Annotated in this window: 13 protein-coding genes and 1 pseudogene; 12 read left to right on the top strand and 2 right to left on the bottom strand. The window is 60.3% G+C overall.

Annotated features, from left to right (window positions below):
• Positions 1 to 44: 44 nt before the first annotated feature.
• The 4 genes from B9G99_RS06650 (at position 45) to B9G99_RS06635 (ending at position 4,289) form a co-directional block, all read left to right on the top strand.
• Positions 45 to 1,241 carry a multidrug effflux MFS transporter gene (locus B9G99_RS06650; RefSeq protein ID WP_086621351.1) on the top strand — a complete coding sequence of 399 codons (1,197 nt, stop codon included), beginning with the start codon at positions 45 to 47 and terminating at the stop codon, positions 1,239 to 1,241.
• A 112-nt stretch (positions 1,242 to 1,353) separates the two neighbouring features.
• The gene (locus B9G99_RS06645) at positions 1,354 to 2,409 is read left to right on the top strand and encodes an ABC transporter substrate-binding protein (RefSeq protein WP_086621350.1); all 1,056 of its coding nucleotides are present in this window, start codon (positions 1,354 to 1,356) and stop codon (positions 2,407 to 2,409) included.
• Positions 2,406 to 3,449, top strand: coding sequence for a FecCD family ABC transporter permease (locus B9G99_RS06640; RefSeq protein ID WP_086621349.1), 1,044 nt, complete (start codon positions 2,406 to 2,408; stop codon positions 3,447 to 3,449). Before B9G99_RS06645 ends, B9G99_RS06640 begins: the two co-directional genes overlap by 4 nt.
• A 54-nt stretch (positions 3,450 to 3,503) precedes the next feature.
• On the top strand, positions 3,504 to 4,289 hold the full coding sequence (locus B9G99_RS06635) for an ABC transporter ATP-binding protein (RefSeq protein ID WP_086621348.1): 786 nt from the start codon (positions 3,504 to 3,506) through the stop codon (positions 4,287 to 4,289).
• Between the two features lies 1 nt (position 4,290).
• Here the strand turns inward: B9G99_RS06635 and B9G99_RS06630 are convergent, their stop codons facing one another.
• Positions 4,291 to 4,965: a GntR family transcriptional regulator gene (locus B9G99_RS06630; protein WP_086621347.1), complete on the bottom strand. Its 675-nt coding sequence runs from the start codon at positions 4,963 to 4,965 to the stop codon at positions 4,291 to 4,293.
• Between the two features lie 256 nt (positions 4,966 to 5,221).
• On the opposite strand from B9G99_RS06630, the gene B9G99_RS06625 reads away from it, so the two are divergent.
• The 7 genes and pseudogenes from B9G99_RS06625 (at position 5,222) to B9G99_RS06595 (ending at position 11,882) form a co-directional block, all read left to right on the top strand.
• Positions 5,222 to 6,253, top strand: a complete 1,032-nt coding sequence (locus B9G99_RS06625; RefSeq protein WP_086621346.1) for a 4-hydroxythreonine-4-phosphate dehydrogenase PdxA — start codon at positions 5,222 to 5,224, stop codon at positions 6,251 to 6,253.
• Between the two features lie 44 nt (positions 6,254 to 6,297).
• Positions 6,298 to 7,251, top strand: coding sequence for a Bug family tripartite tricarboxylate transporter substrate binding protein (locus tag B9G99_RS06620; RefSeq protein WP_086621345.1), 954 nt, complete (start codon positions 6,298 to 6,300; stop codon positions 7,249 to 7,251).
• Between the two features lie 80 nt (positions 7,252 to 7,331).
• On the top strand, positions 7,332 to 7,805 hold the full coding sequence (locus B9G99_RS06615) for a tripartite tricarboxylate transporter TctB family protein (RefSeq protein WP_086621344.1): 474 nt from the start codon (positions 7,332 to 7,334) through the stop codon (positions 7,803 to 7,805).
• A 3-nt stretch (positions 7,806 to 7,808) separates the two neighbouring features.
• Positions 7,809 to 9,320 (top strand): tripartite tricarboxylate transporter permease, encoded by a 1,512-nt coding sequence (locus tag B9G99_RS06610; protein WP_086621343.1) that lies wholly within the window; start codon positions 7,809 to 7,811, stop codon positions 9,318 to 9,320.
• Between the two features lie 246 nt (positions 9,321 to 9,566).
• Complete coding sequence (locus B9G99_RS17300) at positions 9,567 to 10,034, top strand: ATP-grasp domain-containing protein (protein WP_086621342.1); 468 nt, start codon at positions 9,567 to 9,569, stop codon at positions 10,032 to 10,034.
• A gap of 18 nt (positions 10,035 to 10,052) precedes the next feature.
• Positions 10,053 to 10,556 (top strand): annotated as a pseudogene (locus B9G99_RS17295) (ATP-grasp fold amidoligase family protein); the annotation flags it as partial.
• 285 nt (positions 10,557 to 10,841) lie between these two features.
• Positions 10,842 to 11,882 (top strand): acyltransferase family protein, encoded by a 1,041-nt coding sequence (locus tag B9G99_RS06595; RefSeq protein ID WP_158521451.1) that lies wholly within the window; start codon positions 10,842 to 10,844, stop codon positions 11,880 to 11,882.
• A 60-nt stretch (positions 11,883 to 11,942) separates the two neighbouring features.
• Here B9G99_RS06595 and rhtB read toward each other — a convergent pair whose 3' ends face one another.
• On the bottom strand, positions 11,943 to 12,566 hold the full coding sequence (gene rhtB / locus B9G99_RS06590) for a homoserine/homoserine lactone efflux protein (protein ID WP_086623335.1): 624 nt from the start codon (positions 12,564 to 12,566) through the stop codon (positions 11,943 to 11,945).
• Between the two features lie 244 nt (positions 12,567 to 12,810).
• Between rhtB and B9G99_RS06585 the strand changes: the two genes are divergently transcribed.
• Positions 12,811 to 13,059, top strand: a complete 249-nt coding sequence (locus B9G99_RS06585; protein ID WP_148663918.1) for a hypothetical protein — start codon at positions 12,811 to 12,813, stop codon at positions 13,057 to 13,059.
• Positions 13,060 to 13,069 lie beyond the last annotated feature (10 nt).

The following is a 13,069-nucleotide window of genomic DNA, read 5'->3' as shown; positions in this document are numbered from 1 at the left end:
TGGCGGGGTTCTTTCCCAACCGATTACCCAGGCGACAACGCTTCATGGCCTCCAGACTCCCCTCTCATCTTTCGCTGGCTGTCGTGCTGGCGATGACGGCCGCCATCGGCCCCTTCTCGCTTGATGCGTATCTGCCCGCCTTTCCTGCCATGGCCGAGTCGCTGGCCGTGTCCATCAGCGATGTTTCCCTGAGCGTGTCGATTTACATCTTCACCATGTCGATCGGCCAGCTCGTAGGCGGGCCGCTGTCCGATCAGCTCGGCCGCCAGAAGATCATGTTTTCAGGGCTGATCCTCTATAGCGTGGCCAGCCTTCTGATCTGGCAGAGTGAACAGCTTGAAAGCGTGCTGGCCTTTCGCGCCCTGCAGGCCTTTGGTGCCGGCTGGACGCTGGTTTCGGTACCGGCGCTGGTGCGCGACCGCGTGCAAGGCGTCGAGGCGGCGCGGCTTTTCAGTCTGATCGGCCTGATCATGGTGGTCGCACCGGGCATCGCACCGACCGTGGGCGGGGCCCTGCTGGCGCTCGGGGGCTGGTCATTCATCTTCCTGTTTCTGGCGCTTTACGCCCTGTTGGTCATTCCGCTGTTGAAAATGGTGGCCTTCAAGGAGGCCGGCAAGGCACCAAAGGGGACGCCGGGACCGAAGGTCAATATCGTCAGGCGCTACGCCCAGGTGCTGGCCACTCGTCAGGCACTGCCGTTTCTGTTCTGGCAGGCCGCGTCATTTTCGGTGCTGATGATCTTTGTGACCCACGCCTCCTTTGTCTATCAGACCCACTTTGGCGCCAATGAACACACTTTCGGGCTGCTGTTCGGGGCCAACGTGATTGTCATGCTGCTGGCGAATCTGACCAATCGCTCGCTGCTGGAGCGTCTGGGCTCAAGGCGTATCCTGCGCGTCGCCACCTGTCTTCAGGCCACCGCGATTGTCGTGCTGCTGCTGTCGAGCCTGTTCGATGTCGGGCTTTATCTGTTCCTGCCGGCCATGATGGTGAGTATCGGCATGGTCGGCGCGATTGCCCCCAACATTCAGGCCTCGTTCATCGAATACTTCGGCGTCAACAGCGGCACCGCGGCGGCCCTGCTGGGGGCTTCTCAATTCGGGATAGCCGGCGTGGTCAGTGCGCTCTCCTCGCGCCTGCCGGCTTCGGTCACGGCAGTGGTGCTGGCGATGGCGGCCTGCTCGGCGGTATGTCTGTGGATGCTGATGCTCTCGCTGCGTCAGGAGCGCGCCAGCGCCTGATCCCGCGTCATGAATGACACTGCATGCCCGGCTGAATCCTGCTCGCTTTTGTCGATGAGGTTCGTCGGGTATGTTCACGGCTTGATCCACTGCCTGCTGACCGGACCCCTTGATGCCTTCTGCCCTGCTGCGCCCTGCGCTTTTTGCTCTGCTGGCCATGACGCCCCTTTTTCAGGCACATGCGGCCGATACCCGGACACACTACCCGATCACGCTGGACAACTGTGGCACGCCGGTCACCATCGATGCCCCACCACAGCGAGCGGTCAGCATCGGCCAGAACACCACCGAGACCCTGCTCTCGCTGGGGCTTGCCGATCACATGGCCGCCAGTGCCGTCTGGATCAGTGACGTGCCCGAGTCGCTGAAAGCGGCCAACGAGCGCGTCCCGCGGCTTTCCAGCACGATCCCCGGGTTCGAAAGCGTGCTGGGCCAGAAGCCCGACCTGGTCGCGGCGCAGTTTGAAATCGATGTCGGCCCCCAGGGACGCATTGCCAGCCGCGAGCAATTCGCCTCGCTCGGCGTGCCGACCTATCTCTCCCCCACCGACTGCGTCGGACGGGTCTACGGCGGCAACAGCAACGCCGATGGTGCCCGCAAGCAGGCGTTTGACATGGCTCTGGTGTATCGCGAAATAAACGAGCTTGCCGATATTTTCGACGTCCCCGAGCGGGGCCGTGCATTGACCGAGACGCTGCGCAAGAGAGAGGCACACGCCGTGTCTGAAGCCGCCGGCATACCCCGGGATCTTTCCATGGTGTGGTGGTTTTCCAGCGCCGAACTCAAGGGCGACGCCTGGGTGGCGGGAACGCTGGGCGCGCCGGGCTATATCATGAAGACACTGGGGGCACACAATATCGTCGACAGCCGTGACGAGTGGCCGGCGGTAAGCTGGGAGCGCATCGCCGCGCTTGACCCGGATGTGATCGTGCTGGGCGAGATGGCGCGGCGCAATTTTCCGGCCGATGACATTGCTCAAAAGATCGCGTTTCTCGAAAACGACCCGGTCACCCGCGAAATGAGTGCCGTCAGGCATCGCCGCTTTATCGTGCTGGACGCTCAGGCCATGAACCCATCCCTGCGCACCGTGACGGGGCTTGAGGTTGTGGCCGAGGGGCTTGGCACGCTGGGGCTGACCGGGGCATCTGCGCCAGAAGAGGCGCCATGAGCCTGCTGCCCGCCCGCACCCGACACCGGCAGGGTCTGCATCTTGGATTGATCGTGATGGGGCTGGGGATACTGACGCTGTCCATGGCACTGGCGATCTCGATCGGTGAGATCCACATTCCGCTGGCCACCACTTTCAGGGCGCTGAGTAACGCGCTGGGGGTGAGTGAGTACCCACTGGACCGTATCCATGAAAGCATCATTCGCGAGTACCGCCTGAGTCGGGCGCTGGTAGCGGCCTGCTGCGGCGCAGGGCTGGCACTGTGTGGTGCGATCCTGCAGGCGCTGCTGCGCAATCCGCTGGCCGAGCCCTATGTGCTGGGTATCTCGGCCGGCGCCTCGACCGGCGCAGTGGCCATCATGGTGCTTGGCGCAGGCGGCGGCGCAGTGGGGCTGTCACTGGGCGCCTTTCTGGGCGCACTGGGCGCCTTTGCGGTCGTGCTGGCACTCTCCCGCGGCGCCTCCACAAGTCCCAATCGCATTATTCTGGCCGGCGTTGCCGGGTCACAGCTGTTCAATGCGCTCACGGCCTGGGTCATCAGCACCTCGGCGAGCGCCGAGCAGGTCCGCGGTATCATGTTCTGGCTGCTGGGCAATCTGGGAGGCGTGCGCTGGCCGGAGGTCACTCTGGCACTGGCGGTGGTGCTGCCGGGCTTTGTGATCTGTCTGCTGTTTGCACGGGCGCTGGACGCCTTTACCTTTGGTCAGGACGCCGCCGCTACCCTGGGCATTCCGATCGGCGCCGTGCGGCTGATCCTGTTTGCCGTGACGGCACTGATGACCGCCACCATGGTCAGCATGGTGGGCGCCATCGGCTTTGTCGGTCTGGTGATTCCCCACGCGGCCCGCTTTATCGTTGGCACGGCCCACGTGCGTCTGCTGCCGGCGTCACTTTTGATCGGGGCGATCTTCATGGTGCTGGCCGACATCGTGTCTCGGGTGATCCTGCCCCATCAGAGTCTGCCGATTGGGGTGGTCACCGCCCTGGTCGGCGCCCCGGTCTTTGCCATGATCCTTTATCGCGCCAGACCGCCGCTGTGAGCGAAGTGATGACTTGCTTACCCGATACCACCCACCTGCCCGGAGAGCCATGAGATGTCGATAAAGGCCAATGGGGTGAGCTGGTCCACGGCCGGCCGTTTGATCGTCGATGACGTGAGCCTTTCAATCACGCCGGGGGACACCGTGGGCCTGCTCGGCCCCAACGGCTCCGGCAAGTCCTCCCTGCTGCGTCTTCTTTGCGGCCTTCGACGTGCCACCGAAGGTGTCATCACCTTCGATGACGCGCCGATCGAGCATCTGAGCCGGCGGGACGTGGCCAGACGGCTGGCGCTGGTCGAACAAAATGCCACCACCGATGCCGATGTCACCGTACTGGACGTGGTTCGACTCGGACGCACGCCCTGGCGTTCAATGCTCAGCGGCTGGCGCGAAGAGGACAGCACTGCCGTGGAGCAGGCACTCACCCAGGTGGGCATGACCACAAGGCGTCATCAGAGCTGGCATACGCTCTCGGGGGGCGAGCGACAGCGCATCCATATCGCCCGCGCCCTGGCGCAGCGCCCGCGCGAGCTGTTACTGGACGAGCCCACCAACCACTTGGATATCCAGCATCAGCTGGACATTCTCGCACTGGTCCAGCGCCTGCCCACCACCTGCGTGATGGCGCTGCATGATCTCAACCTCGCCGCCATGTTCTGTGACCATCTGGTGCTGCTGAAGGAAGGCCGCGTGGTATCGGCCGGTACGCCGGAGTCAGTCCTCACTTCAGAGCGTATTCTTGACGTCTACGGCGTGGAAACCGTGATCGAGCGCTCACCGCATCACGGCTGCCTGCACGTGCACTATCTCCCCCGCCGGTCTGAAAGCGCATCGGTGTAAGTCAGACCATGTGCCTGACCCGTTGCCAGGCGTACCCCAGATGCTCACCCAGCGCCGCCACCAGAGCCTCGGTGTTGCGCTGCTCGAGCGCGGTCATGATGTGCTCATGCTCATCCACCGCTGCGGCCCACTTGTCGGGGCCCGAGTGGCCGATAAAGCGAATGCGCTTGAGCTTTGACTGCAGGGAGGCATGCACCTGCATCAGCGGCTCGTTGTGGGAAAGCGCAACGATAGCCGTGTGAATCTGCTGATTGGTCTTGTAATAGTCGAGTCGATTGCCCGCCTGATAGAAGGCAATCATCTGATCGTGCAATCGACGCACCCCGGCCACCTCGTCATCAGTGGCTCGCTCGCAGGCAAGCCTGGCCGCCAGCTCTTCCAGCGAGCGAATCAGAATCAGCATGTCTTCAATATCGCGCGCTGAAAACTGACGTACCCGTGCGCCCCGCTGCGGCACCAGCTCGACCAGCCCTTCACTGGCCAGAAAGCGCAGCGCTTCTCGCAGAGGCGTGCGCGACACGCCCAGCGTCTCGCACAGCGGACCTTCATAAATTCTTTCGCCCTGCGCAAGCTCACCTTCGATGATCATGTCGCGCAGGCGGTTGGTGATCGCATCGTGCAACGAATGCCGGGAAATGGCACCGGCGGTGTCACGCGAACCCTGTGGCGTCGTCATCTCGTATCCTCATTGGCCGGGACCGACAATATGGCCCGGACGTCCTTCCTGTAGTCTGGCAGACCATGACGGCCAGACGCATCCGTGTTGCCCTGGGAAGCGAAGCCCCCTTCAAGGCGGGGTATAAAACGATCCAGGGCTTATGGCCAGGGCCAAAACCACCACAAAGCGACCAACGTATAATGTATACATTATTCATTTGGGCGCAGGCTTATCTTCAAGCAAGCCCTCCTTTCAATCAACAGTGAGGTTTTTCATGACAGTCACTGCCTCCCATGAGCGCCCCCTGATTGCGCTGGCGATGGGCGACCCCGCCGGCATCAGCCCGGAACTGACCGCGCGTCTGGCCAGCGACCCGCAGGTTAACGCCGCCGTCAGACTCGTCATCATCGGCGATCGCCGGGTCTTCGATCAGGGGGCCCGCACCGCCGGCCTGACCCCCGAGCTGACCGCCACCACCCTTGAAGCACTCGACGGCGATACCTGCGAGGGCGTCGCCTTCATCGATCTGGGTCACCTCGACCCGCAGGAGATCGAGCAGGGCAAACCGGTGCTGGCCGGTGGCGAGTTCTGCTCGCGCAACTTCAACGAGGCGCTGCAGCTGGCCCACGAGGGGCGCGTCGAGGCCGTGTGCTTTACGCCCTTCAACAAGCAGGCAATGCGCTACGCCAACCCCGGCTACGATGACGAGATCAGCTTTGTGGCCCGCGCCATCGGCTTCAAGGGAAAGGCGCGGGAGTTCAACATTCTGGACAACATCTGGAATGCCCGGGTCACCTCGCATATCCCGCTGGCGAAGGTGGCCGAGTCACTGAACCCGGCCGCCATCCTCGAGGAGCTGGCCCTGACCGATCAGTGCCTGCGCCAGTCCGGCATCGAATCACCGCGCATCGCGGTGGCGGGGCTTAACCCACACGCCGGTGACGGCGGCAACTTCGGCAGCGAGGAGGAAGAGATCATCGCACCCGCCGTCGAGCAGGCCGCCGAGCGAGGCATCCAGGCCGTCGGCCCCTTTCCCGCCGATACGGTCTTTTTGCGCGCACCGCGCGAGGGCTACCACGCGGTGCTGACCATGTACCACGACCAGGGTCAGATCGCGATGAAACTGATGGGCTTTGACAGCGGCGTGACCATGCTGGGCGGCTTCCCGTTCCCGGTCTGCACGCCGGCTCACGGCACCGCCTATGACATTGCCGGACGCGGTATCGCCGATATCGGCGCATCACGTCAGGCCCTGTTGCTTGCCGCGCGCATGAGCGTGGCCGCCCGAGAGCGAGCCGCGGCCTGAGCGCCGATGCCTGCTCCGTTCGATACCTGCCACCGGAGGCAATCATGAAAACTTCTGCGTTTACTGCCGGCCTTGTTGCCCTTGGAATGTTTGGTACCGCCCAGGCGGCCGACTTCCCCAGCGATACCATTGAAGTGGTCACTCACTCCGGTGCCGGCGGCGGCACCGACCTGACAGCACGGGCCATGATGCGCGCGGTCGAGCCACTGATCGATACCGACATGGTCATCGTCAACAAGCCCGGCGGCGCCGGCGACGCCTCGCTGCGCTATCTCGAACAGCGCCCGGCAGATGGCTATACAGTGCTCACCTGGACCACCGGCCACGCCGTACGCCAGGCCAAGAACGGCGAGACCGAAGCCACCGGATTGATTCCGATTGCGCGCGCCACCAACGACCCTCAGGTGCTGATGACCAGCTGCGGTGCCTATGAGAATGCCCAGAGCTTCATCGACGCCCAGAAGGACAAGGCGCTGCGTTACGGGGTGACGCATGTGGCCAACATCGACGACGTTTCGGCCTTCATGTTCGGCAAGGCTGCCGGTATCGCCCAGCCCAATATCGTCTCCTTCAAGGGCGGCGGCGAGCTGCAGACCAATCTGGTCGGCGGCAACATCGATGTGGCCGTCATGAACTACGGCGAAGCCTCCTCACAGATCGCGGCCGGCACCATCTGTCCAATGGTGGTCATGTCCGATGAGCCGCTGGCCGAGGCGCCGGACGTGGCCACCACCGAGCAGCTGGGCATCGATGCCGACTACTCGACCGTACGCGGTTTCGCAGTGCGCGAGGGTACCCCCGACGACGTGGTCGAAACACTGCGACAGACACTGCTGAAAGGGATGCAGGGCGAGGAATTCGGCAAGTTCCTGACCAACACCATGGGGCTTGATCCGGACACCTCAGTGGCCGGCGCCGACGCCTGGGGGGAGCAGATGAACAGTTCGGTGGCCCGGATGCATGAGGCCCTGATCGAGCTGGGCTATATCAAACCCTGAAACAGGCGCTGGAGGACAGGCCGGCAGGAGCCATGAAGGCTCCTGCCCATCACTGATACCCCATTTTTGTCGAGGTCTTCATGCGAAGCACCTTTACCCTACGCGCGGCCGTGCCGCTGGGCATCGTGGCGCTGGTGGCCCTGATGGCCGTGGTACGTGCCTTCAGCTTTGATGAAGTGCCGGCCATTCTGGCACGCGGCATGCAGCCGGCCACCTTCCCGCAGCTGGTCGCCGGGCTGATCGTGGTACTTGCCGGGATCGCCTTTTTGCAGGATCTGCGCAGCCCGCCATCGCCGCAGACACCACTGCCCCGTATCTACTACCTCACCGTCATGCTGATGGCCCTGTTTGCGGCCCTGCTGGTGCTCAATCTGTTTCTGATCGCACTGGTCGTGGTGACCCTGGGTGCGTCGCTGATGTGGGGGGAACGTCGAGTACCGGTACTGATCATGATGGCACTGGCGCCGCTGGCGGCGATCGTGCTGTTTGACATGGTGTTCGAGGTTCGCTTTCCGCGCAGTCCGCTCATGAACCTTTACTATCAATGGAGCTGAGCCATGGATCTGATTCTTTCCGGTTTCGGCGCCCTGGCCGACCCTGACCTGCTGCTCCTGATCGTGGTCACCACCCTGGTGGGCACCGTGATCGGTGTACTGCCGGGGCTCAGCGGCACGACCGGTGCTGCGCTGGTGCTGCCCTTTACCCTGACCATGGACCCCATCTCGGCTGTGGTGGTACTGGCCACCATCTATGGCTCATCGACCTTTGCCGGCTGCATCACGGCCATCTTGATCAACACTCCCGGCACCTCGGCTTCGGCCACCACCTGCCTGGATGGCTATCCGCTGGCCCGCAGGGGCGAGGCGGGTCGGGCGATCGGCATCGCCACGCTCTCCTCAAGCTTTGGCGGCGTGGTCAGCGTGCTCTTTTTACTTTTTGCCGCTCCCCTGCTGGCAGGGATCGCCTATGAATTCGGCCCGCCGGAGTATTTCGCCCTGACCATCTTTGGCCTGTCGATGCTGGCCACCATCGGGGGTGGCTCAGCGGCCAAAAACCTGATCGCCGGCGCGATGGGCGTACTGATCGCCACCGTTGGGGTGCATCTGGCCACCGGCATCGAGCGCTACACGTTTGACAGCGACGCGCTCTACGACGGCATTGGCTTCGTGCCGGTGATGATCGGTCTGTTCGGCATTGCGGAATTTCTGCGTCAGTCCACCGAGCTGGGACTCAAGCGCGACGTGATCGGCATGAGTGCTACCCGCCTGCCCTCCTGGGCCGATATCCGACGCATCAGAAATACCGTTTTGCGCTCGACCGGCATTGGTACCTTCATCGGCGTGCTGCCGGCTGAAGGGGCCACCATTGCCTCGATGATCAGCTACAACGAGGCGCGGCGCACCTCCAAAAACAAAGAAGAGTTCGGCCACGGGGCCATCGAAGGGGTCGCGGCGTCCGAGGCGGCCAACAACTCGGCGGTCGGCGGCTCTCTGGTACCGACCCTGGCACTCGGCATTCCCGGTAGCCCCACGGCTGCCATCATTCTGGCAGGGCTTCTGGCCCAGGGGGTCCAGCCGGGGCCAACGCTTTTTACCGAACAGACCAATCTCCTGAGTGCACTGTTTGCCGCGCTGCTGCTGGGCAATCTTTTGTTTATCGGCGTCGGGCTCGGCGGTGCCAGAATCTATGCTCGCATTACGCAGATGCCGGTACCGATTCTCTGGCCGCTGGTGTTCATGTTCTCGGTACTCGGCGCCTATGCCATTCGACAGTCGGTGTTTGATATCTATATCACCCTGGCCTTCGGCCTGATCGGCTTTTTGATGCAGCGCTACGGCTTCTCGGTGGTCTCGCTGGCCATTGGTCTGGTGCTGGGAGCCATGGTGGAGCAGCGTCTGGATCAGAGCGTGGCCATGTATGACGGCAACTGGCTTTTGATGTTTACCCGTCCCATTGCACTGGCGTTTTTTGCCCTGACGATTCTGACCCTGTGTGCGCCGCTGCTGGGCCGATGGCGTCGAAAAAGAAAGGCCGCTCATGCCGGCATCGAGGAACCAGCACGATCCTGACGCCTGCCTGCCGACGGATGATCCCATTGTCCTGTTGCTGCCCGGCGTGACCCGTCGGGCATCTTTTTCGCCTTTCGATTCAAGCCCCCATCAGAGCGTGCAGGCGTTACATAAGACAAGTCTTGTTAAGCTGAAAAAATGGTTTTTCCCTCACAGTAACGGATGTCGTGAAAGGCCACTTCACGACGCCAACAATAACCACGAGGATGAGCCATCTCTCCTCCTGACATCAGGAGATCATGTGGCATGAGGGACACATCATCGCCCCCTTCAGGGCGATCGACACTGGGAGAGTTTTCCAGAACGCTGGTACGCAAGGCCCGTAGAACGCTGACCTCCCGTCTTGATGACAGACTGTATGTGTCATTCGTCTATCGGCGCGAATTCGGCAGATTTCCGAATCTGAGCCATCCGCAAACCTTCAATGAAAAGATCTGCTGCCGGCGCTTCGACCCTGAACCGATCTATACCCTGCTAAGCGATAAATACGCCGTTCGTGACTATGTGGCCGCCACTGTCGGTCAGCACTATCTGATTGAGTGTTACGGCCACACCCGGCGGCTGACGCCGGAGATGTATGCACAGTTGCCCCAACGCTTCGTCATGAAGGGCAACCACGGCTCCGGCTTCAATCTACTGGTGGAGGACAAGCAACAGTATCCGTTCAAGCTGCTGGACAATATCGGCAGGCGCTGGCTCGACGCCGACTACTAAGCCGCCAGCCGCGAGTCCCACTATCGTGAGATTCCCCCCCGGCTGCTGTTCGAGAAGCTGTTGCTTGATGACCTGGGACGTCCTCCCATGGACTTCAAGTTTTACTGTTTCAGGCGACCGGATCGGTCTACGCCCGACATCTACATCGAGGTGGTACAGGATCGGTTTACCGATTTTGCCGTCGATTACTACGACGTGGACTGGAATCTGGTCGAGGTGGTCAAGGACAGGTTTACCACCGGGCGGCGAATCCCGAAACCGGGGCAGCTCAATGAGGCCATCGAGGTGGCCACGAAGCTGTCCGAGGGGTTCGACTTTGCCCGGGTGGATCTATACCTCACCGGTGGGCGCATTTATTTCGGGGAAATCACCTTCACGCCCACCGGTGGGCTCAAGAACTTCAAAACGCCCGAGCATGATCGATGGTGGGGCCAGCTGATGCAGCCTCTAAAGCCTCCTGTCATCACGCACACTCAGCGCGTGGCCGCCGACATGCCCTGGCCTGATAAACGCAGCCAGTAGTATTAATGGCTTTGAAAAATCACCTTTCATTTTTTAAAGTAACTTTCCATGGTATTAAACATTACAAATCGGGAGTCATTAAAAAACTGGTCACGCGCTCACTATTAAAATTTAATAATTGAACTTTTATCCTAGAAATTTTATTAGTTTATTTAATTTCACGAATAAAAAATAAAACGATAAAAAACAAAAAAATATAAAATGACATGGTAGAATCGCCTCTTTAAAACAGCCATGGCAGTTTAAAAAAAGCTGCAGCATGAGGCGTTCATGACATCCTCGAATTTGCGCATCAACTGGATAGATGCTGCCAAGGGAGCCTGTATCCTTGCGGTAGTGCTGTATCACTTCAACCAGTTTGTTTATCAGGGCATGTATGAGGGGCACACCATTGCCCTTATGTGGAATGTTGTTATCTCGGCGCTCAAGCCGCTGCGCATGCCTCTTTTTTTCCTGATTTCAGGTTATCTGGCAGCTACCAGCATCAATAAACGCAGCTGGGCACGAATCAGAACCAAAAAGATCGCATCGCTTTTGTGGGTATATGTTCTGTGGGCCAGTCTTTACTGGCTGGTAGTCGATCAGCTACTTCCTGCAAACCCCTGGTATGACAGCACTGCTGAAGCCAATGCGACGTTGATGACACGTGTTTATCAGCTGCTGACGGCAGATACGTCTCTCTGGTATCTATATGCACTGGTGATCTATTTTGTACTGGTCAAGGCGCTACGCTCACCAGTACTGGGTATTGTGGCTGGTGTAGCTTCCAATATTGCCATGCCCTTTATTGTTCCGACAGATCAGTGGGGACTGCAAAGTCTGATGGCCTACTTTCTGTTTTTTGTTATTGGCGTGCATGCTCGAGAGTTTATTAATACGCATTACATGACATTTTCCGTTAAGCGATTTGTACTTACTGCCTCCATCTCCATGGCAGGCCTCGGCGCTGCAAGCCATTTTGATCTGCTTTATGCGCCAGGCGTTCAAATGCTGCTGGCACTTGTCATGGTATCGACAGTGATCGATCTATTTGCCCTGACATGTAATTACTTCAGGCTTCAATGGCTCTGTTCTGTCGGTCAGCAGACGCTGCCGATCTATGTCATGCATCAGATTCTGATCAAGGCCGCCGCACCATTCATGCCACCTATCATCAATACACCGCTCATGGTGCTAGAACCGATCTTGGCCACAATGCTGGTGGCCGCCGCCTGCCTGATGCTATATCGGATACTGGTCGATATACGTGGGAGGGCGCTGTTTACCATGCCTCATACGCTGCGACGCATAGCGTATCGCACCCACATGCTTCAACCGGCTGTCTAAATAAAACATAAAACGCCCTGCCATCCGGCAGGGCGTTTTGATTCATGGCGGAGTCATGAGTCAGGCCCGCCAGGTCGCCAAAAGCCCGGCCACGAATACGAAAAGTCCGCCAAACAGGCGATTGAGCAGCCGCTGCTGGCGCGGTGAGCGCAGCCAGCGGGCCACCAGGGTAGCCAGACCGGCAAAGCCGCACATCACCAGGATATCGATGCCGATCATGGTCACCCCCATGACGGTAAACTGCGTGACGCGCGACAGCGCCGGATCCAGAAACTGGGGCAGCAGCGCGATCATGAAGATCGTGGCCTTGGGATTGGTGACATTGACCAGCACGCTCTTCCAGAAGCGCGTGAGGGCTGCCTCGCGCGGGGCGTCGCTGGATGAGGCTTCGATATCGATCGCCTTCTCCCGCCATTTGCTGATGCCCAGATAGATCAGATACGCCACCCCGACCCACTTGATCAGCATGAAGGCCAGCTCCGAGGAGGCCAGCAGCGCCCCCAGCCCGGCCCCCACGACCAGAATCTGGATACCCAGCCCCACCTGCAGCCCCAGAATCGCCGGCAGGGTTCGCCTGAGCCCATAGCGCATGCCGTTGGACATGGTGTTGATGGCGCCCGCCCCGGGCGTGATGCTGATCAGTATCGAGGCGGCCAGAAAGGCCCAGAAGAGTTCAGGAGACATGGTGTCGACGCTGCCCGTTGGGTTGAGAGTAAATCCGTTGCCATGATACGCCCGCTGCATGGATCACAACATACGCAACCCCCTCTTTATGAGCGATATCTGCTTGATCGCTGAAATGCGATCAACATTTTCGCGGTGACGCTATCCGACTGGAAAAATCTGACTCAGCGACCATAGTTTCGTTCAGTCAATTTTAAGTTGGCTTTGGCATCCAATAGTAACAACAGGCTTCAGGGAGGGGAGCATGGCGGGAAAGAGCAACGGGAAATGGCCATCAATGGTGGTCGGTGGACTGATCACGCTGATTGGTTTACTGCTGGCACTGCAGGGCGGCTGGCTGGCCGCTGTGGGGGGCAGCTGGTTTTATCTGCTGGCAGGTCTTGCCTATTTACCGGCCGGCCTTTTGGTCATGACCGGTCGCCGGTCGGGTCTATGGCTTCTGGCCGCCATTTTCGCTGCCACGCTGATCTGGGCGGCAACCGAAGTGGCCTAGAACATCTATA

It is taken from the genome of Kushneria konosiri (assembly GCF_002155145.1).
GTDB lineage: Bacteria > Pseudomonadota > Gammaproteobacteria > Pseudomonadales > Halomonadaceae > Kushneria > Kushneria konosiri.
Note: the sequence above shows the minus strand (reverse complement) of the source record. Positions and strands in the feature narration are given on the sequence as shown.